At 60.0% G+C, this 19,519-nt stretch carries 19 protein-coding genes; 5 read left to right on the top strand and 14 right to left on the bottom strand.

Annotated features, from left to right (window positions below; all coding sequences use genetic code 11):
* Nucleotides 1-37: 37 nt before the first annotated feature.
* Complete coding sequence (locus DD236_RS10210; protein ID WP_109094290.1) at nt 38-325, bottom strand: hypothetical protein; 288 nt, start codon at nt 323-325, stop codon at nt 38-40.
* Nucleotides 326-524: 199 nt separating this feature from the next.
* On the opposite strand from DD236_RS10210, the gene lexA reads away from it, so the two are divergent.
* Nucleotides 525-1,241 (top strand): transcriptional repressor LexA, encoded by a 717-nt coding sequence (lexA, locus tag DD236_RS10205; RefSeq protein WP_109094289.1) that lies wholly within the window; start codon nt 525-527, stop codon nt 1,239-1,241.
* A gap of 85 nt (nt 1,242-1,326) precedes the next feature.
* Here the strand turns inward: lexA and DD236_RS10200 are convergent, their stop codons facing one another.
* The 3 genes from DD236_RS10200 to hflX all read right to left on the bottom strand — a co-directional run bounded on the left by DD236_RS10200 (nt 1,327) and on the right by hflX (nt 5,870).
* Nucleotides 1,327-2,280, bottom strand: coding sequence for an L-lactate dehydrogenase (locus DD236_RS10200; protein ID WP_109094357.1), 954 nt, complete (start codon nt 2,278-2,280; stop codon nt 1,327-1,329).
* Nucleotides 2,281-2,427: 147 nt separating this feature from the next.
* On the bottom strand, nt 2,428-4,377 hold the full coding sequence (locus tag DD236_RS10195) for an ATP-dependent DNA helicase (RefSeq protein WP_109094288.1): 1,950 nt from the start codon (nt 4,375-4,377) through the stop codon (nt 2,428-2,430).
* Nucleotides 4,374-5,870 (bottom strand): GTPase HflX, encoded by a 1,497-nt coding sequence (hflX, locus tag DD236_RS10190; RefSeq protein ID WP_207785792.1) that lies wholly within the window; start codon nt 5,868-5,870, stop codon nt 4,374-4,376. Before hflX ends, DD236_RS10195 begins: the two co-directional genes overlap by 4 nt.
* A 95-nt stretch (nt 5,871-5,965) precedes the next feature.
* Between hflX and DD236_RS10185 the strand changes: the two genes are divergently transcribed.
* Nucleotides 5,966-6,577 carry a class I SAM-dependent methyltransferase gene (locus DD236_RS10185; protein WP_109094286.1) on the top strand — a complete coding sequence of 204 codons (612 nt, stop codon included), beginning with the start codon at nt 5,966-5,968 and terminating at the stop codon, nt 6,575-6,577.
* A gap of 75 nt (nt 6,578-6,652) precedes the next feature.
* Nucleotides 6,653-7,501, top strand: coding sequence for an aldo/keto reductase (locus DD236_RS10180; RefSeq protein WP_109094285.1), 849 nt, complete (start codon nt 6,653-6,655; stop codon nt 7,499-7,501).
* Nucleotides 7,502-7,513: 12 nt separating this feature from the next.
* On the opposite strand, the gene dapF is transcribed toward DD236_RS10180, so the two are convergent.
* The 9 genes from dapF to pgsA all read right to left on the bottom strand — a co-directional run bounded on the left by dapF (nt 7,514) and on the right by pgsA (nt 14,589).
* Nucleotides 7,514-8,359: a diaminopimelate epimerase gene (gene dapF / locus DD236_RS10175; RefSeq protein WP_243410277.1), complete on the bottom strand. Its 846-nt coding sequence runs from the start codon at nt 8,357-8,359 to the stop codon at nt 7,514-7,516.
* A gap of 5 nt (nt 8,360-8,364) precedes the next feature.
* Nucleotides 8,365-9,276: a tRNA (adenosine(37)-N6)-dimethylallyltransferase MiaA gene (miaA, locus tag DD236_RS10170; protein ID WP_109094284.1), complete on the bottom strand. Its 912-nt coding sequence runs from the start codon at nt 9,274-9,276 to the stop codon at nt 8,365-8,367.
* A 9-nt stretch (nt 9,277-9,285) separates the two neighbouring features.
* Nucleotides 9,286-10,818 (bottom strand): tRNA (N6-isopentenyl adenosine(37)-C2)-methylthiotransferase MiaB, encoded by a 1,533-nt coding sequence (gene miaB / locus DD236_RS10165; protein ID WP_109094283.1) that lies wholly within the window; start codon nt 10,816-10,818, stop codon nt 9,286-9,288.
* 11 nt (nt 10,819-10,829) lie between these two features.
* Nucleotides 10,830-11,348, bottom strand: coding sequence for a regulatory protein RecX (locus DD236_RS10160; RefSeq protein ID WP_109094282.1), 519 nt, complete (start codon nt 11,346-11,348; stop codon nt 10,830-10,832).
* Complete coding sequence (recA, locus tag DD236_RS10155; protein WP_109094281.1) at nt 11,348-12,433, bottom strand: recombinase RecA; 1,086 nt, start codon at nt 12,431-12,433, stop codon at nt 11,348-11,350. Before recA ends, DD236_RS10160 begins: the two co-directional genes overlap by 1 nt.
* Nucleotides 12,434-12,683: 250 nt before the next feature.
* Nucleotides 12,684-12,923: a DUF3046 domain-containing protein gene (locus tag DD236_RS10150; protein ID WP_109094280.1), complete on the bottom strand. Its 240-nt coding sequence runs from the start codon at nt 12,921-12,923 to the stop codon at nt 12,684-12,686.
* Nucleotides 12,920-13,327: a helix-turn-helix domain-containing protein gene (locus tag DD236_RS10145; RefSeq protein WP_109094279.1), complete on the bottom strand. Its 408-nt coding sequence runs from the start codon at nt 13,325-13,327 to the stop codon at nt 12,920-12,922. Before DD236_RS10145 ends, DD236_RS10150 begins: the two co-directional genes overlap by 4 nt.
* Before the next feature lie 180 nt (nt 13,328-13,507).
* Nucleotides 13,508-13,984: a CinA family protein gene (locus DD236_RS10140; RefSeq protein ID WP_109094278.1), complete on the bottom strand. Its 477-nt coding sequence runs from the start codon at nt 13,982-13,984 to the stop codon at nt 13,508-13,510.
* A complete protein-coding gene (gene pgsA / locus DD236_RS10135) occupies nt 13,981-14,589 on the bottom strand; it encodes a CDP-diacylglycerol--glycerol-3-phosphate 3-phosphatidyltransferase (RefSeq protein WP_109094277.1) in 609 nt (202 codons plus the stop codon). The genes DD236_RS10140 and pgsA overlap by 4 nt, the downstream gene beginning before the upstream one ends.
* A gap of 63 nt (nt 14,590-14,652) precedes the next feature.
* Here pgsA and DD236_RS10130 point away from each other — a divergent pair, with 63 nt between their 5' ends.
* Both DD236_RS10130 and DD236_RS10125 read left to right on the top strand, forming a co-directional pair.
* A complete protein-coding gene (locus DD236_RS10130; RefSeq protein ID WP_109094276.1) occupies nt 14,653-15,915 on the top strand; it encodes a CapA family protein in 1,263 nt (420 codons plus the stop codon).
* A 49-nt stretch (nt 15,916-15,964) separates the two neighbouring features.
* The gene (locus tag DD236_RS10125; protein WP_109094275.1) at nt 15,965-16,927 is read left to right on the top strand and encodes a hypothetical protein; all 963 of its coding nucleotides are present in this window, start codon (nt 15,965-15,967) and stop codon (nt 16,925-16,927) included.
* 8 nt (nt 16,928-16,935) lie between these two features.
* Here DD236_RS10125 and DD236_RS10120 read toward each other — a convergent pair whose 3' ends face one another.
* Nucleotides 16,936-19,515, bottom strand: coding sequence for a DNA translocase FtsK 4TM domain-containing protein (locus DD236_RS10120; protein WP_423716466.1), 2,580 nt, complete (start codon nt 19,513-19,515; stop codon nt 16,936-16,938).
* Nucleotides 19,516-19,519: the final 4 nt, after the last annotated feature.

Below are 19,519 nucleotides of genomic sequence, written 5' to 3'. Positions count from 1 at the left end.
CCCAAAAGTGTAGCAAGCCCCACGGGAAACCTCCGCCTTAGGCTAAGCCACCACCAAATACATCCGCCAAGGGTGCCACCTGATCGGTCAGTCCGGCAGCGACACTGCCGGCATCGGGAGCAGACACCGTTGCCAGCACCATACCGAGCACAAGCAAGGCCATCCCGATTACCACCGCCGCGGCAACATTAAACGCAATGTCAAAGCCCGAACGGGGCTTAGGGCGCTCCTCAAGTCGCACGATGCGCAGCGGCTGTAGCTTAACCTCTTCTTCATGGACAAGCCTTAAGGGCGATTCCACAGCAACGAGCGGCTGAACACTCATAGCAACTCCTTCGAACTAACGTTCATCGAACACCTGTTTGTAGAGTACACCCAACCCGTTCGAGTGTCCAGAAGTTTTGTTCGAAACTTCGCAACACGGTAGAACAAGTGTTTGGCCTACGCCGATTGAGCGATTACTCTATAAATAGAAGTCAAACAGGTGGCTCCCACACCTTTTGGATCCAGGAAGGACCCTCGCCATGGCAAAGGACAAACTGACCAAGCGGCAGGCGGCCATGCTCGTCTGCATTCGTGACCATATGTTGCGTAACCACTACGCCCCTACCATCCGAGAGATCGGAGAGGAAGTTGGCCTTTCCTCAACGTCCTCGGTCAAGTACCAGTTGGACGCCCTAGCCGACAAGGGATACCTCATCCGTGATGCCCGCAGGCCACGCACCATGGAGCTAACAGCCGCTGGAAGGAACTACGGGCGGCAAAACGGGGAGGTGGCGGAGAGTGTCTTCTACCCCAATGTCACTCCGATCGACCGCGGTGAGCGCATTCAGTATCAGGATGGCGACGAATCCATTTCCCTACCCCCGGCCTCCAACGTTCCGGTAGTTGGCCGCATCGCCGCGGGCCAGCCCATTCTGGCCGAACAGCACATTGAAGATGTGTTCCCGCTCCCTCGCCAGCTCACCGGAACCGGTGAGCTCTTTGCTCTGAAGGTCAGCGGAGACTCAATGATTGAGGCAGCCATCTGTGACGGTGACTGGGTAATCGTACGGCGCCAGAAGACCGCGGAAAACGGTGAGATCGTTGCCGCCATGTTGGACGGCGAGGCCACGGTCAAGGTGCTTTCGCGCACGAGCAGGCACTTGACTCTCCTGCCGCGCAACGCCGCCTACTCCCCAATCCCCGCTGACGATGCTGAGATTCTCGGCCGGGTGGTCACCGTGCTGCGGTCCATCTAGTCGCCATGTTCATCCCCCAAGGGTCCAAATGAAGAAGGGTGGGAGCTTGTGCTCCCACCCTTCTTCATACTCAGATTGCGATGAGTTACATGCCAAACTTCGACGCTACGTGCCGGATAGAATCGGCCGAGGCCCGCAGCCCACGGTACTCATCGGGGGTGACAACCGGAACTAGCCTGCGCCCAACACCGGAGCGCCCAACGAGCGTAGGAACGGACATGCAAACGTCTGAGATACCCATCCAATCGTCAAGCAGCGTGGAAACGGGAAGAACGCGGCGCTCATCCCGCAGAATGGTGGTCACGATCTGCGCCACGGACAGGCCAATGGCGTAGTTGGTAGCTCCCTTGCCTTCGATGATCGAGTAGGCGGAATTCACAACTTCATGGTGGATCGCTTCCCGAAGGCTCTCGTCCAGCTTCCGGCCATCCACAGTCTCTCCCCACTGCAGGAGCGGAACTGCCCCGATGATGGCCGAAGACCAGAGCGGGATCTCCGAATCGCCGTGTTCACCAGCGATGTATGCGTGGACTGTCTGTGCGGAAACGCCGCAGTGTTGCGCAATCAGGTAGCGAAGGCGCGAGGAATCCAAAACCGTGCCCGATCCAAAGAAGTGATCCGGAGTCATGCCGGAAATCTTTAGGCCAGCGTAGGTAACCACATCAACGGGGTTGGACACTAGGAGGAAGATGGCGTTGGGTGCCTGCTCGACGGCCTTAGGAATAACATCCTTCATGATGTTGATCGTTGCACCGGCAAGATCCAGACGGGACTGGCCCGGCTTCTGCTTGGCACCAGCGGTAATCACCACAACATCGGCGTCCTTGATTACGGCCATATCGGACGAGCCTTCAACGGTGGAAACCGGTGCGAATTGGGAACCCTGAGCGATATCCAGCGCCTCGGCCTTAACCTTGGATTCGTTGATATCAAAGAGGGCGTACTCGCGCGCCACGCCTTTGATCATCGAGGCATAGACGCATGCGGATCCCACAGCGCCAGCGCCGATAACGGCCAGCTTTGATCCCTTATCGGGCATCACGGCTGCGGGGATTTCGGGATCAATAACGGGATTAACTTCCGGCGTGCCAGTCACAGCAACTCCTCACACATTCTTGGTAGTGGTTCACCCACCAGATACCAGTTTACGAAATCAATGGCTCTGGCGCTCCCCTAACTTGCAAATTCACGAGGCGGGTTCATCCGCATCGCGTAACCGAGCGAGCGCTTTGCGGACCACAGCCCCATCCGTAGTCCGCCACATGGGGGGCAGCGAGGCCAAGAGGTACCCGGCATACCGCGCCGTGCGTAGCCGTGGATCCAACACGGCCACCACTCCCCGGTCATCGTGACGCCGCACTAATCGTCCGGCTCCCTGCGCCAACAACAGCGCCGCGTGGGAGGCCGCCACCTGCATAAATCCATTGCCACCGGCCGCCCCCACCGATTGGGTACGCGCCTGGCCCAGCGGATCGTCAGGGCGTGGGAACGGGATACGATCGATGATCACGAGCCGAAGGGTTCGCCCCGGCACGTCAACGCCCTGCCACAGGGAGAGGGTACCGAAGAGGGAGGCTTCGTCGTCGTCGGCAAATTCTCTCACTAACGTGGGCAACTGGTCCTCGCCCTGAACCAGAATCGGGGTCTTCACCCGGTCCCTGACGTACTCTGCGGCCCGTTCGGCGCCGCGCCGGGACGTAAAAAGCCCGAGGGCGCCCCCACCACTGGCCTCAATCAGATCAACAATCTCATCGAGCTGCTCATCCCCGTACCCGTCGCGTCCGGGCGTGGGCAAGCTGTCCGCAACGTAGAGGATGCCTTGCTTAGCATGGTCGAAAGGCGAACCGACGTCTACGCCGTCCCACGGGCCCTGACTCGGGTAGGCGAAACCCACTTCGGTGGCCGCGTGTTCGAAGGATCCCCCGAGCGCGAGCGTGGCGGAGGTCAGGATGGCCGGCTTCCCCTCGAAGAGCTCATCAGCAAGCGAGCTCGAAACATCTAGCGGTGCCACATGGAGAGAGGGCCGATCATCAAACCCGTGCTGAACCCAGGTGACCAACTTGCCGCTTGCCCGCTCATCTGACAAGAGCCGCTCCACAACATCCGCGAGTTCTTGGACCCTGCCACGTGCCAAGGACTTCGCGGCGGCGTCCGTTTCGTTCTTTCCGGGCAAGTCCGCAACGTCCGCGTTGGCCTGCTGAAGTTCACCGAGCAGCGCCAGCAGGGCATCCGAGAGCTCCTCCGGGAGCCGGGTTAGCCGTCCCTCGTCCAGATCTGCGAGCGCCGTCCCGATCGCGTCCCCCGCCGCTTCCAAGTCCGTAGCCAAGATCTTCTCCCGCCGAAGCAGGCGCGCAAGCCCGGCTACTTCGGGCGCGGATATCGAGGACGTGAGTTGGCTCGTGACCCGATCCACCAGATCGTGAGCCTCGTCCACGATGAATGCGCTGGCTTCGGGGAGAACCGGTGTTCCAGCGCTCTGGATTCCGAGCATGGAGTGGTTGGTAACCACGATGTCTGATTCCTCCGCGGCCCCACGCGCTAGCAGAGGGAAGCACGAATCGCGCAACGGGCACTTCGTGCCAATGCACTCTGGCTTCGTCACGGAAACTTGGCGCCAGGCGCGTTCACTCACGCCGGGAACTAGATCGTCGCGATCTCCCGTGTCCGTGGACATCGCCCATTCGCGCAGACGGGTCACTTCCTCGCCTGTAGCCGTGGCACCATATTCGCCAGCCGCCCGCGATATCAGCGCATCTTCTTCGGGGTAGCCACCGGTTGCCTTTCGCAGGCACACGTAGTTGTTCCAACCCTTCAGCAGGCCAACCCGTGGAGTTTTGCCCAAGACGGAGGTGACCGCTCGGGCAACGCGGGGGGCATCGTGAAGCACGATCTGACGCTGGAGGGCCAGCGTTGCGGTGGAGACGATTACTCGCTCACCGGACGCCATCGACCACTCCATCGCGGGAGCTAGATATCCGATCGACTTTCCCGTGCCCGTTCCTGCTTGGACCAGCAAGTGCCCGTCGGAATCGAGAGCCTCCGAGACTAGCTCGATCATCTGGACTTGGCCCTCGCGCCGCGATCCGCCCAGATCCTCAACTACGGAATCGAGGATCTCCTCAACCGGTTTGCTCATTGGGCGGTAGCCTCGCGCAAGGCGGATTCAAGTTCTTGGGTGACTAGGGCGTGTACCCACGTACCTTCCTCGCGGTACTGGACAGGCTCTAGGAGCTTTCCCGCGTCATGGATACGTGAAAGAAGCGAACCATCAGTGTACGGAATCACCGTTGTCATTTCGATGGTCGGGTGTGGAAGGGCTTCTTCGATGGTGGAGCGAAGTTCGCCAAGCCCCTCCCCCGTAAGGCACGAGACGGCCACGCTCCTAGGGAATCGTGAACGCAGGGCGGCCAGATCCACCGGATCAGCAAGGTCCGATTTGGAGAGCACGATGATCTCGCGGGCCTCCGCGGTGCCCGGAACCTCGCGCAGGACTTCGTGGACCGCCTCAACCTGACCCACGGGGTCCTCATGAGAGGAATCCACGACGTGCAATAGAACGTCCGCTTCCCCAGCCTCCTCCAGCGTGGAGCGGAAGGCTTCCACTAGCTGGGTAGGCAGTTGGCGCACAAATCCCACGGTATCGGACATCGTGTATTCGCGGCCTTCGGAGGTTTTCACGCGGCGGACCGTGGGATCCAGCGTAGCGAACAAGGCGTTCTCTACGAGAACGCCAGCGCCGGTCAGCTTGTTCAAGAGAGAGGATTTACCTGCGTTCGTGTAGCCAACCACCGCCACCGAGGGGACGCCCGTGCGGCGGCGTTCCGAACGCTGCTGCTCGCGGGCCGGGCCCATCTTAGCGATGTCGCGCCGCAACTTGGCCATGCGGGTACGGATCCGGCGGCGATCCAATTCAATCTGGGTTTCGCCAGGTCCGCGCGATCCGATGCCGGCGCCACCGGCCACCCGGCCACCAGCCTGCCGAGACATTGATTCGCCCCATCCGCGCAGGCGGGGTAGAAGGTATTCGAGTTGGGCCAGCTCAACCTGTGCCTTGCCCTCGCGGGACTTGGCGTGGCGGGCGAAGATATCGAGGATCAGCGCGGTACGGTCAATAACCTTGACGCCTACCACGTCCTCCAAGGCGCGGCGCTGGGAAGGAGCCAATTCCGAATCCACGATAACCGTATCGGCGGAGAGCGTAGCAACCAGATCCGCCAGCTCGTGCGCCTTGCCCTTGCCAAGATACGTGCTCGGGTCAGGGGTATCTCGATGTTGAATCAGGCCATCCAGCACCTCCGATCCCGCAGTTTCTGCGAGCGCCGCTAGTTCCCGAAGCGAATCCTCGGCTTGGCTTTGGGTGGAATCTCCCCAAATACCCACTAGGACAACGCGTTCAAGGCGGACCTGACGGTACTCAATGTCAACGCCCTCTTCGCGTTCTGCCCCGGTCTCTAGCCCTTCAACTCGCTGTAGTGCGGTTCGTTCATCACGCTGAAAGCTATCTCCTGCCCAATCCCCGAAGTACGCCGGGTCTGCCTGTAGCGCCGTTCCGCGACCGGACCGAATATCGGCAACGGCGCCGTGGGCCGTCGCGGGTGAAGCGGGCGTGTTGTGTTGTGATTGCGTCATATGCTCCTTTAGTCGAATCCATTTTCTCATGCTTAGGGCTGATAGTGGGGATCGGTCGCTGAGATTCCGCTCCCAGCACTTGGTATCCTTGCACGGTGAGCACCGATCACTATTTTTCTGAGAATCCCGCGAGCGCGGGTCCCGAAACCGAACATGCCATTCACCTGCGCGATCGCCAATACAAGGTGGTCACCCAAGCCGGTGTGTTCTCCCACGAGAAAGTGGATAAGGGAACCGCCGTGCTACTCGATAAGGTGCCCGCACCCGAACTACCCCAAGGCGATCTCGCGGTGGACGTGGGATGCGGCTGGGGACCGATCACACTCGCGCTTGCGCGGGAGGCGGGCGGCGCCGAGGTATGGGGCGTGGACGTCAACGAACGTGCCCGTGAGCTCGCCGCAAAGAACCTTGAGCGGAACAACCTCAAAGGGCGCGTCTACTCCCCCGAGGAAGCCGAGGCCGCGCTGGCCGGGCGCCAGATCAACCTCATCTGGTCCAACCCGCCCGTGCGGATCGGCAAGGAGGCGCTCCACAACCTGCTGGTCACCTGGCTAGATCGCCTAGCACCGGACGGAACCGCCTACCTTGTGGTCCAAAAGAATCTGGGCGCCGATTCGCTGCAGCGCTGGCTCGTTGGCCAAGGGTATGGCTGCGAAAAGATCGCCTCTGCGAAGGGCTACCGGATTCTGGCTGTGTCTTCGCGGTGAGGGCATCTTCGCAGCATCACTTCATACTTTGACGTGCAAGAATGGCATGACAGGCATACAAACGAGGAGAAGACGATGAGCATCCTGACAGAGACCTTCACACTCAACAACGGTGTCACAATCCCCAAGGTTGGCTTTGGTACGTGGCAGATGCCCGAGGGCGCTGAGACCCAAGAAGCCGTGGCAAAGGCGCTATCCCTCGGCTACCGCCACGTGGACACGGCTCACGCTTATGGCAATGAAGGTTCGGTTGGGCGGGCCGTGCGCGCCTCAGGAATCGACCGCGAGGAACTGTTCGTGACCTCCAAGTTGCCGGCCCAAGTCAAAACTCGTGACGGTGCAACCAAGACCATCGAAGAGAGCCTTCGCTCGCTCGGCCTAGATTATATGGATCTCTACCTGATTCACGCGCCATGGCCGTGGGCAACCCCCGATCAGTCCGATGATGAAGGCAATCTTCAGGCTTGGAGCGCGCTCGAAGAGGCACATGCCGCGGGGCAGATTCGCGCTATCGGTATCTCAAACTTCGCGGTGCCGGACATGCAGAACATTCTCGATCACGGAGACATCATCCCGGCTGTCAACCAGATCCTCTACTATTGTGGCTTTACTCAGCCCATCAACACGTCGTTTGCACAGGACCACGGCATGGTGGTGGAAGCTTATTCGCCGCTGGCAACCGGCGGACTCTTAACAGACCGCACTATCAACGAGATTGCCCACGCACACGGCGTGACGCCCGCGCAGGTAGCCATCAGATTCTGCATCGAACAGTATGTTCTGCCACTGCCTAAGGCAACGTCCGAGGCTCATATTTCCGCCAACGCCCAGCTCGACTTCTCACTGAGCCCAGAAGAGATATCCGCGCTTGAGGCTCTACCAGACTCCAACTTCGCACGCAGTCATTTCGATTCGCAGCGTTAAGGCCGCGCGATCTTAAAGCAGCGTCACCTCGGCAACAAGCTGTGCGGGGCCGGTGAGGTAGGCCCGGCCCGCCTCGATTCGGACGGATAGGTCCCCGCCCGGCGAGTGGATCGGGACTGTACCCTCACTCTTGCCACGAAAGCGCAGGAGGGCAATCGCAACCGCACAGGTGCCGGTGCCGCACGCGAGGGTCTCCCCCACGCCACGTTCCAGAACCCGCATCCGGGCACGTACCGGATCAGGCACCACGAGCTCAAGGTTCGTGCCCTCGGTAGGGATCGGATCGTAGGTAGGGACGGCGTGCAGATCGGCTGCCTCAAGCTGTTCGCGGTCCCGCAGGATCACAACGGTGTGCGGATTGGGCATCGTGACGCTCAGCGCCTCGAACTCCCCGATTCCCGAGACCTCCACACGCGTATCGGCCCCGCTATCGCCGAGCGGCAGCCCGTACTCCCCCATATCCACCGTGTAGGTATCGGCGGACTCACGGCGCACCTTCTTGTTGCCGCCTCGGGTGGCCATCGTCAGGCTCTCACCCACATCCAGCTTTGAGAGGCCCGCGTTTGCGAGATAGTGCGCGAACACCCGGACGCCATTGCCGCACATTTCGGCGATAGATCCGTCCGCGTTTCGGTAGTCCATGAACCATTCAGGCAGGCCCACCGCATCCGCAAACTCGCCGGAGGCCGCGCTACGCACAACCCGGATCAGGCCGTCAGCCCCGATGCCGGTGTGGCGGTCGCACAAGACAGCGACATCCTCAGGCCCAAGATTGATGAGCCCGTCGGGATCGGGCACCATGATGAAATCGTTGCCCGCTCCGTGGCCTTTCGTGAGCTTGATGTTTGCCGGTATCACGGGAGCTACTTTACCGAATCGGCAATCCGTTTCGTTGCCGCCGAGATGTCCCCGTTTGAAAGATCAATCCACGTGAGCCTCGGATCTGCCTTAAACCATGTCCCCTGCTTTTTTGCTAGGCGTCGCGTGGCAAACGTGATGGATTCTGCCGCCTCATCGCGCGTCATTTTTCCGTCGATCACCGCGATGGCTTCCGCGTAGCCCGTGGCCCGCGAGGAGGTGGGGGCGTCCCGCAGCCCCCGATCGATAAGACCCCGGGTTTCGTCTAGCAGCCCCTGAGCGAACATCGTCTGAGTGCGTGCCTCGATAGATCCCTCAAGGAGTGCCATGTCGCGCGTGACAGCGAACGAAACGAGATCGGGATAGTGGCTCGTGTGCCTCGGAAACTTGGGGGTGAACGGCTGCCCGGTGGCGCGAATAACCTCGAGTGCCCGAATCACCCGGCGTTGGTTGCGCGAATCGATGGTCCGATAGGACTCCGGGTCCCTTTCCGCCAGTTCGGCTAGCAGATCGCTGTAGTTGTCCTCCGCTTGGGCTTCCAGCTGCGTCCTGATTACGGGATCACGTCCTGGAAACTCCAGTTCGTCAAGAAGCGCGGATACATAGAGTCCAGATCCGCCGACGACGACGGCAACCTTCCCACGCCGTTGGGTCTCCGCCAGATCCTCGCGGGCGTATCTCTGGTAGGACGCAACGCTCGCAACATCTTGAAGGTCCAAGACGTCCAGTTGATGGTGCGCAATTCCCCGACGCTCGCCTGGAGTGATCTTTGCCGTTCCAATGTCCATCCCGCGGTAGAGCTGCATGGCGTCCGCAGAGATGATCTCCACGTTTTCCGCTCCCCCGAGGGCGTCGGCAACCTCGATAGAAAGAGCGGTCTTGCCGCTGGCGGTTGGGCCAACGATGGAGATGATCACGGTAGGCTCCTAGGCGCCCACTCTAAGTGTGGGCAAACCAATCGAGACGGGCAACTTTCCTTCGGCCTCAGCCTGAAGTTCGGCCTTACGGGCCTCGTGCGAGGCCCAGGCATCACCGGCGCGAGTCTGGCGAACCTCGAAGAGCTCACCAGCCAGAGCTGAATCAGCAACGAGGTGATGTGGCGCCCCATGCGTCACGGTGGCTCGGACCATATCGCCCGGCCTTGGCCGATCCGCTTCGCTCAATTCTTCGGGAAGTGCCACGTGGACTAGTCGGTTATCCGCGGCTCGCCCAGAGACTCTATGGGTCTGGGCGTCCTTGCGTCCCTCGCTCGCGGAAACTAGTACTTCCACCTCACGGCCCACACGGGCAGTGTTTTCTTCTTCGGCGATTCTGCTTTGGAGGGCGATCAGGCGGTTGTACCGTTCCTTCACCACATCGGTGGGCACCTGCTCCTCCATATCCGCGGCAGGAGTTCCGGGGCGTGGCGAATACATGAACGTGAAAGCGTCAGAGAAGCGCGAGCGCTCCACTACGTCTAGGGTAGCCTGAAAATCTTCTTCCGTCTCACCGGGAAAGCCCACGATGATATCCGTGGTGATAGCGGCGTCCGGAATCAGCTCGCGTACTCGATCGATGATGCCGAGGAACTTCTTCGAACGATACGAGCGCCGCATGGCCCGCAGAATCCGATCCGATCCGGACTGTAGTGGCATGTGCAGCGACGGCATAACGTTGGGGGTCTCGGCCATCGCCTCAATGACGTCCTCGGTGAACGCTGCCGGATGAGGCGAGGTGAACCGCACCCGCTCTAGACCTTCAATCTGCCCGCACGCACGCAACAGCTTAGAGAACGCCTGACGGTCCCCGAAGCCCACTCCGTACGAGTTAACGTTTTGGCCGAGTAGGGTCACCTCGATGGCACCCTCAGAAACGAGCGCCTGAACCTCATTGAGAACCTCACCGGGACGGCGATCGCGTTCTTTGCCGCGAAGGTGCGGCACGATGCAGAACGTGCAGGTGTTGTTGCAACCCACGGAGATGGATACCCAGCCCGCGTAGGCGGATTCGCGTTTGGTAGGTAGCGTGGAGGGGAACACCTTGAGCGATTCTTCGATCTCTACCGCAGCCTCGTTATTGTGACGCGCTCTCTCTAGGAGAGCGGGCAGAACATCGAGGTTGTGCGTTCCCAGCACGGCGTCCACCCATGGCGCTCGCTCGACGATGCCTCCGCGCATCTGCTGAGCAAGGCAGCCTCCAACGGCAATCTGCATGCCGGGCCGTTCTCTCTTGACGGACGCGAGTTGGCCTAGATTACCGAAGAGGCGGTTTGAAGCATTCTCACGCACGGAACACGTATTGAGGATCACCACGTCCGCGCCCTGATCCCCGGCCTCCGTGGCGCGCTCAGCCTTGGCGGGCACGTCAGCCACCGGCACATAGCCAGCTTCTTGCATGAGCCCCGCGAGGCGCTCGGAATCGTGGACGTTCATTTGGCATCCGAGAGTGCGGATGGCGTAGGTACGTGGTAGTTCAGACATCGCACACTAGTCTAATCCAGCTCAAGCTCCACCTGCTCCCGTGCCTGGCGCAGCGCCGAACTGCACATACCGGAGCTAAAGCCCCGCCGCGCAAGCAGCGCGTACGTACGCCGGTTCAGTGTCTCGGGATTTCCACCGCCTGCCCGCAGCTTTTTTGAGGCCAACTCAACAGCCGCCTGGAACTCAGAATCAGGATCAATCTGCGTGATAACCCGCTCGATGATCTCCCGATCAACGCCCTTTTGCTCCAGCTCGGCAGCAATGGCACGCCGGGAGGCGCGCTTCTGAGTGAACCGCGTACGCGTGAGCACCTCGGCGAAATGCTCGTCATCGATCAGGCCGATCTCCTCGTAGTGGGAGAGCACTTCATCGATCACGTCCTCAGGCATTCCCTTGCGTACCAGCGTACGTTCCAGTTGTGCGCGCGAACGGTCCATCATGGCCAGCTGACGCGTCACGATGTCCCGTGCCAGCCGGCCCTGCTCCTCTCGGTCTAGTTCGCCGATCTCAGGCTTTCGCCTGGAAGCCATCAGAAATCAACATCCTCTGGTTCCCCGGCGCCCTCACCCGATTCCTCGCCTTGCCTGACGCCTACCTCAACGAGGATCTTGTTCTCGATCTCATCGGCCATCTCGGGATTGTCCTTAAGGAACTGGCGGACCTTCTCCTTACCCTGTCCCAGCTGATCACCCTCATAGGTGTACCACGCGCCGGACTTGCGAACGATGTTGAGCTGAACGCCCATATCAATGATGCCGCCCTCGCGGGATATTCCCTGCCCGTACATCATGTCAAACTCCGCCTGCTTGAACGGCGGGGCCATCTTGTTCTTCACAACCTTGACGCGGGTGCGGTTACCCACGGGCTCGTTGCCCTCCTTGAGGGTCTCAATTCGGCGCACGTCAAGACGCACGGACGAATAGAACTTCAGAGCCTTACCACCGGTGGTTGTTTCTGGGTTACCGAAGAAGACTCCGATCTTCTCGCGCAACTGATTAATGAAGATCGCGGTGGTGCCCGAAGCAGATAGCGCGCCAGTGATCTTCCGGAGGGCCTGACTCATGAGCCGTGCCTGCAAACCCACGTGGGAATCGCCCATCTCCCCTTCAATTTCCGCCTTGGGTACCAGAGCCGCCACGGAGTCAATCACAATGATGTCGAGTGCCCCAGAACGGATGAGCATATCCGCGATCTCCAAAGCCTGTTCACCGGTATCCGGTTGGGAGACGATAAGAGAATCGGTATCCACTCCAAGCTTTCGCGCATATTCAGGATCAAGCGCGTGCTCTGCGTCAATAAAGCCCGCGATGCCGCCGTTCTTCTGTGCGTTCGCAACACTGTGAAGTGCCACTGTGGTCTTTCCCGAGGATTCCGGTCCGTAGATCTCCACAACCCGTCCGCGCGGAAGCCCTCCAATGCCTAGGGCGATATCCAATGCAACGGAACCCGTAGGGATAACCTCTACCCGGTTAACCGGCTGATCGCCCAGCCGCATGACAGATCCCTTGCCAAACTGACGATCGATCTGGCCTAGCGCTGCGTCAAGCGCCTTCTCACGATTATCCGTGGTGGCCTGACTGACCTTTTCGGACTTGGTGGCATTCTTGCTCGCCATATCTCTTCCTTCACGTAGTTGCCACATAAGCGGCACATTGACAGAACAGGTCTGTGACCGCGCCGCCCTCTCCGAGCGGCACTCGAGATCTTATGTCCGACCTCCGACATAAACTGTGGCACCCGCGCCATCTGTGGATGAACGCGTGCCGAGTTGATCTGTGGACAAGCCTACGCACGAACGCGCGTTCGAAGCCAATTCCGAAAGGGCGTGTCGAAAAAACAGACCCGCCAGTACTGGCGGGTCTGTTTCATCGGGATATCCGATCACGTTCTTCGGGTTTGACGCGGTGTATGTAGTAATACCATTCGGGCAAATCCATCGCCCTACACATCGCTTCCCACACCTTCTGAGGAGCAGCACCTTCCGCTAACGCCTCGGCTGGACTCTTATCACCCAGCTCGAAGAGCACGAGGTCCTGTGTCAGGCTGGTGCCTCTCCCATCCGGGAAGGTCCACTGGACTGCGCTCCAGAACTCGGATTCTCTCACCGATGTAGCTTAGACATTTCGGCACGAACCATCTCATCGGGTACCGAATCGGGCACCCTCATGTGTGCCGGTACGCGGCCCTGAGAAAAGTCGATGCGGTCAGCAACGAGGCGGAGCACGTGGCTGAGTGGCACGTTCAGTGCGGTGCAGATTGACGAGAGAAGTTCAGAGGATGCTTCCTTCTGGCCGCGTTCAACCTCGGACAGGTATCCAAGAGAGACGCGGGCGTCGGAGGAAACCTCGCGAAGAGTGCGGCCCTGACGCTGGCGATATTCGCGCAGCACCTCTCCGAGTTCGCGGCGCAGCAACGCCTGCTCCTCGTGAGCTGGCTCGGGCATACGAACAATCTTCCGTGCAGTTCCTTGGTTCTTCCGGTTAACGCCGGTTCGTAGTTCCATGCTCATCACTATCCTCAACGTAACTGGTTGGGAATTCATTCCCGGGGATTCCAGCTACTTCATCTCCATGAACTTGAGTCATCTACGCTCAAGTATATCCCCTAACAAGTCCTACGATGCCAAGTATTCCTGTGGGGAACCTGAGAACGCCTGAAGTAGTTCATATGGGCGCGGCTACACGAGCGGTTAATCAGCTTCTTTCAGCGCCTCGTCAAGAAGCTGTATTGCTGCAGTAACGCTAGCTTCTCGGATTTCCCCGCGATTTCCTTGCAATTGCAGAAGTTTCGCCCGCTCACCGAGAGTTCCAGCTATGGCGATCCACACGGTTCCCGCCGGCTGCCCGTCAGCAGGCCCAGGCCCGGCCACCCCCGTTGTTGCCAATGCCACATTTGCGCTCAGGAGCTTCCGGGCCCCACGAGCCATCTGTAAGGCAACCTGTTCATCAACAGGGCCAGTGGCGTCAATCTGCTCGGGATCTACTCCTAGTACGCTCTCCTTAACGTCAGTAGCGTAACTGACCACTCCGCCGCGGAACACGGCGGAGACTCCCGGGACGTTCACAATACGTGCAGCGAGGCCACCCCCTGTTAGGGACTCGGCGCACCCCAGAGTGATGCCACGCTCAATGAGCTTGTGGATCGTCTCGTCTTCCCGCGTACTCACTCGCCATCACCTTCTTTGTGCTCGCGTGAGATTGCCCGGGCATCCCGCACGTACTGCACGGCTGAGGAAATGGAGAAGTAGAGGGCCACGGCTATCATCGCGTAGCAGATCCAAATGAGCGCCGTAGCAACGCCGCTAGGCAGGAAGCTGGCCCACGGGATCACGAGGCCGCCAATACCCAGAGACTGCATGAACATCTTGATCTTGCCGCCCTGTCCGGCCGCCATGACTTCTTGGCGCACCATGTACATGCGCATCAGTGTGATGGCTAGCTCCCGGCCGATCATGACAACCGTGACCCACCACCACAGGTGACCGTGGATCGAGAGCATGATAAGCGCGGCTCCGATGAGGAACTTATCCGCGATCGAATCGGCAAGCTTCCCGAAATCGGTTATGAGTCCCCTAGTGCGGGCAAGATGGCCATCTAGTTTATCGGTGAGCGCCGCCAGTGCGAAAATCCCCCATGCAGCCCAAGCCCGCCCGGGAGTATCCACCCAGTACACCCACACGAACACCGGCACAAGAATAAGCCGAAGAACCGTTAGTGCGTTGGCGATGTTGAGGACCGGAACGTTATCGGGCTCACCGTTGTTACTGCTCATTGCCTCAGCCTACCGCTTTGGCCATCAAGTACACTCGGAGGCAGTCAATTCGAGGAGGAATCCATGCGCAGGCTCTACACTCTCACAGTGGCTTTGGCCGCCGCGGCCCTCCTCACAGCGTGCAGCCCATCAACAACTCAGCAAGATCCCACTCCCACAGCAGCTTCCCCCACCAACTCCGAGGATGCCTCTGCCGCCCCGTCGCCCACCACCACAGCCAAGTCCTCGCAGCTCTCGATCGTCTCCAGTGGGGACATCCTCCCGCACCTCTCAGTCAATTACTATGCTCAGCAGGCGGCCGGCGGAGTGCTTGACTACGGCCCGCTCTTCGAGCAGATCACACCTTGGATTGACGGGGCGGATCTGGCGCTGTGCGCCCTCGAAGTACCGATCGTTGCTCCCGAGGAGGAACCCTCGAATTATCCCTCGTTCGGCGCTCCCACGGAGCTCGCCGCCTCCCTGCAGGAAATGGGATGGGATGGTTGCGCAACGGCCACGAACCATTCCATGGATCGCGGCTTTGACGGGGTTACCTCCACACTGGACGCGCTAGATGATGCTGGTCTTGGCCACCACGGCACTGGCCGGACTGAAGAGGAGGCTGGCCAAACCCAGTACTACACTCTCGAATCCGGTGGACGCGACGTTGTGGTTGCCCACCTTTCCGCCTCCACCTTGACGAACGGAATTCCGCTGCCAACCGATGCCGAATGGTCTTGGAACGTGGTTGGCGATCTGGGCCAGCGTAGCGTGGATGATCTGATCGATGACGCTGCCGCGGCTCGCGAGGCTGGTGCGGACCTCGTGGTTGTCTCGATGCACTGGGGCACCGAGTACGTGAGTGAGCCGATCGAGGAACAGACGGAGATCGCTGATCAGCTTGCCGAATCCGGCCAGGTTGATCTGGTCTTTGGCAACCACTCGCACGTGCCCGAGCCAGTAACACAGCTCGATGAGGGTCCGGGCGGCAACGGGATGTGGGTGGTGTGGTCCATGGGTAATACCATCTCGGGCCAGACAATCGAGAGCCACGGCTACGCGGTCATGGCTGGCCTACTGACCACGGCCACCGTGGATGTGCCCGCTGAGGGCCCAGCTGCCGTAAGCAACCTCGAATGGACCGCTATCACGCAGGATGATCGCTCGTATCATCTTTATCCGCTGAATGCCCTAGAAGATGGCTACACCGATAGCGGGCTGACTCTCAGCAAATCCGAGATCGCCGCCCGCGCCGATATCACCTACCCAGTGATGGAGTCCAGCGGCCCCCAGCGCACGGAGCCTCCTGAGGCTAGTTCCACCCTTGTAGACCAGACCCGTAAGTAGCCTCTGTTTCCGAACTCTGGATGCCTCCGAAGAAGAGCCATGTGATGGCGTGGTTGATATCTTTGGGGTATTGGCCGCTCTGGTCATCGCAGGCATGATCGTTGTCAACGTTGTGAACTCGAGCAGAACGCCCGAAGCGGCCGTTGAGCGCTACTTGGAGTTAATCGCGGACGGTAAGGGCAACGAAGCCACCGATCTTGTGGACCCTGGCGTGGCCAACCCCGAGCGGGCGATGCTGACCGATGAGGTGTCCGGTGAGGCGGACACCGAGATGACGGTCCTTGACGTACGGACCGTTTCGAAATTCGGCAAAGACGCTGAGGTAGAGGCTCGATACTCACTCAACGGGGAACACTTTACCTATACATTTTCAGTAATAGAGGGAAAGAAAGAACTACTATTCCTCAAGTCTTGGGACGTCCAGACCGCATTAGTGGCGGAAGTTAACCTCAACTCCGATTCCTTCGCTGCTCTAAACGTCGAAGGACAGAACGTCCCACTAGTTTCCGAATCCGAAAACTGGTACACCGCTACGCTGTACGCCTATCCCGGTACGTATACCGTAGCGGCCCCGAGCGGTGGTACCGAATACCTCACCGCCGATTCACAAGAGGTAAAGGTTGCCCCGACGCATCCCGATGATTACTTCACCGCAGACGTGTACGCAACACCGACGGACGCGGCCAAGGAGGCGGTGCTGCAGCAGGTGACTGATCAAATGGATTCCTGTGCAACAGTTGCCGGAAACCTCAACGAGTTGTGCCCCTACCCGGTTCAAAGCAAGACTCTCGCTTCTCTAGAGATAAAGTCCACCCCGACGGACTTCCTCAGCTTCGATTCGGGATACTTTGAGAGCGCCGAAGGGACGATCACTCTGGTTGATAATCCCTCCGATTGGGAGGAAGACCCCGAACCGTACGATGTGGATTCCACCCTCTACGGTGAATACCAGATTGATGCAGACGGTGAGCTCACTGTGACGATGGACGGCAACTACTACAGCTCGTGGTGAGCGGCCGTTTACCTACCGGTGAGCTGCCAGGCGTCCTCATCGCCGTCGTCGCCCTCATCCTCGTACCAATCGGCGCTCGCACTACGGGGCGCCTCCGCTAGTGGATCACTCGCGTACCGGTTGTCAACAACTTCGGTGGCGTCCGCAGCGCCCTCCGAGTCTTCATCCCCATCGAAGATCGATTCGCGCTCCCCACGGAGCATAGCCAACGCGTTATCCAAGTACTCCGGCGAAACCAGAACGTCGCGGGCCTTGGAGCCCTCAGAAGCTCCCACAATCTCATACTGCTCCAGCAAATCCATCATGCGCCCTGCCTTGGCAAAACCGATACGCAACTTGCGCTGAAGCATGGAGGTGGAACCGAACTGGGTGGTCACAACGATCTCAGCAGCCTGTAGGAGCACCTCAAGATCGTCGCCGATCTCCTCGCGCTGCTTCTTCTTTTCCTGGACTTCCTCGAAATCGTCACGGTAATGCGGTTGGAGCTGCGCCTTACACTCGGCAACCACGCGCTCGATCTCTTCCTCGTCCACCCAAGCACCCTGCAAACGGATCGGCTTCGAGGCGCCCGCTGGCATGAACAGGGCGTCGCCCTGCCCGATCAGCTTCTCAGCTCCAGACATGTCCAAAATGGTGCGCGAATCGGCAAGTGAGGACGTCATGAACGCGAGACGCGAGGGGATGTTCGCCTTGATGAGGCCCGTGACCACGTCCACCGAAGGCCGCTGAGTGGCAAGCACCAGATGGATTCCGGCGGCGCGGGCCAGCTGAGTAATGCGCTGGATGGAGGCCTCAACATCACGCGGAGCAACCATCATCATGTCCGCAAGCTCGTCCACCACAACCAGCAGATACGGGTAGGGCGTGAGCTTCCTGTTCGGATTCTGCGGCGTGACGTTTCCGGCCCGGACCGCCTCATTGAAATCATCGATGTTTTTGAAGTGATAGGCCGCCATATCGTCATAGCGGGCGTCCATCTCCTTGACCACCCATTCGAGGGCCTCCGCGGCCTTCTTCGGATTCGTGATGATCGGGGTAATGAGGTGGGGGATCCCCGCGTAGATCGTCAGCTCCACACGCTTGGGATCCACGAGAATCAGCCGCACTTGATCCGGGGTAGAGCGCATCATGATCGAGGTGATCATCGAGTTGATAAAGGAGGATTTGCCAGCTCCCGTCGCGCCCGCCACGAGAAGATGCGGCATCTTGGCAAGGTTCGCAACCACGAACTTGCCTTCGACGTTCTTACCCACGCCCACTGTGAGCGGATGCGTGGCGCGTGCGGCCACCTGAGAGCGCAGCACGTCGCCTAGCAGCACCGTCTCGCGATCCGCGTTGGGGATCTCGATGCCAATCGCGGACTTGCCGGGGATCGGCGAAAGGATGCGGACATCGGCGGAGGCTACCGCGTAGGAGATGTTGTTGGACAGTGCGGTGATGCGCTCTACCTTCACACCGGGCCCAAGCTCTACCTCGTATTGGGTAACCGTGGGGCCACGGGAGAAGCCAACAACCTGTGCATTGATGCCGAACTCGGTAAAGACCTGAGTCAGGCGATCTACCACGTGATCGTTTGCCTCAGTACGCTCGGCGTGCTCGGCACCATGCTTGAGTGATTCTTCAGAAGGTAGCGTGTAGGTGACGGACGGATCCAGAACGAGCTGCTGGCCAGCAGGGATTACCGATGTGGAATCCGGGGCCGGGAGCCCAGCCGGATCAGTACCCTCGATTGGCTCGGGGCTGGGCGCTGGCTTGGGCGCGCCCTTCTTCTTGGCGCCTTGAGCCTTCTGACGGTCAAGAACCCGTGTGGCCGCGGCATCATCGGCGCCTTCCGTGGCGTCTAAGACCTTCGTTTCGTCAGGAGCATCGGAGGAACCGGACTTCTTCTTGCGAGGTAGGAGCCGCGAACGGCGCGGGACCTCCTCCTCGTCAACCGCGTGCGCCGAATCGTAGGGAACCGAGGCCGTGCCGCCCCTGTTGGCGAACTGTTCCGTCTCGGCTTCGCCGTCTTCTTCCGGAGACTTCGAGCGGACCTTCTGCCAGAGCTGGTGGACCGTGGTATTGGTCATGTACAGCAGCGCGAAGACGAGGAGGAGGACGAGAACCGGGTAAGCGCCATACGGCGAGAGTAGAGTACGAAGCGAGGCACCAACGCCCCAACCGAGCAGGCCACCCGCACCTTCAATCCCCTCGAAATCATCGACGGGGCTGGCTGGTGCCATGATCAGGTGCAGTATTCCGGCGATCGAGACGACGATGAGCGAGAGTCCGATTCCGATTCTCTTATTTGTGGGCGTCGGGGATGTGCGGAAGACCTGAACTGCTACAACTACGAGCAAAATGGGAACGAAGATGGACAGGGCGCCCACGGCGCCAGCGGTCACGTGGTGGATCAGAGTTCCGAGCAGGCCAGAAAGCCCGAACCATTCGCGCAGTGCCACGATGATGGCAAGCGCGAGGACGCCAAAAGAAATCCCTTCGCGCTTCAGGGCGCTCATGGGTTCGCGAGACTGTTCCTCCGCTTTCTTCTTCGGGGAGGAAGTACTCGTCTTCTTCTTGTTGGCGTCTCTGGGTACTCGTGGACTCACACCA

Origin of the sequence: Ancrocorticia populi (assembly GCF_003123745.1) — a bacterium.
Taxonomy (GTDB): domain Bacteria; phylum Actinomycetota; class Actinomycetes; order Actinomycetales; family Actinomycetaceae; genus Ancrocorticia; species Ancrocorticia populi.
The sequence above is the reverse complement of the archived record's forward strand: the minus strand, read 5'-3'. Positions and strand labels throughout refer to the sequence as shown.

Coding starts and splice junctions, on each gene's coding strand:
- lexA (WP_109094289.1), top strand. CDS start 525: ATGGCAAAGGACAAACTGACCAAGCGGCAGGCGGCCATGCTCGTCTGC.
- DD236_RS10200 (WP_109094357.1), bottom strand. CDS start 2,280: ATGCCCGATAAGGGATCAAAGCTGGCCGTTATCGGCGCTGGCGCTGTG.
- DD236_RS10145 (WP_109094279.1), bottom strand. CDS start 13,327: ATGAGCATGGAACTACGAACCGGCGTTAACCGGAAGAACCAAGGAACT.
- DD236_RS10180 (WP_109094285.1), top strand. CDS start 6,653: ATGAGCATCCTGACAGAGACCTTCACACTCAACAACGGTGTCACAATC.
- DD236_RS10195 (WP_109094288.1), bottom strand. CDS start 4,377: ATGAGCAAACCGGTTGAGGAGATCCTCGATTCCGTAGTTGAGGATCTG.
- pgsA (WP_109094277.1), bottom strand. CDS start 14,589: ATGAGCAGTAACAACGGTGAGCCCGATAACGTTCCGGTCCTCAACATC.
- miaB (WP_109094283.1), bottom strand. CDS start 10,818: ATGTCTGAACTACCACGTACCTACGCCATCCGCACTCTCGGATGCCAA.
- DD236_RS10130 (WP_109094276.1), top strand. CDS start 14,653: ATGCGCAGGCTCTACACTCTCACAGTGGCTTTGGCCGCCGCGGCCCTC.
- recA (WP_109094281.1), bottom strand. CDS start 12,433: ATGGCGAGCAAGAATGCCACCAAGTCCGAAAAGGTCAGTCAGGCCACC.
- DD236_RS10210 (WP_109094290.1), bottom strand. CDS start 325: ATGAGTGTTCAGCCGCTCGTTGCTGTGGAATCGCCCTTAAGGCTTGTC.
- DD236_RS10160 (WP_109094282.1), bottom strand. CDS start 11,348: ATGGCTTCCAGGCGAAAGCCTGAGATCGGCGAACTAGACCGAGAGGAG.
- hflX (WP_207785792.1), bottom strand. CDS start 5,870: ATGACGCAATCACAACACAACACGCCCGCTTCACCCGCGACGGCCCAC.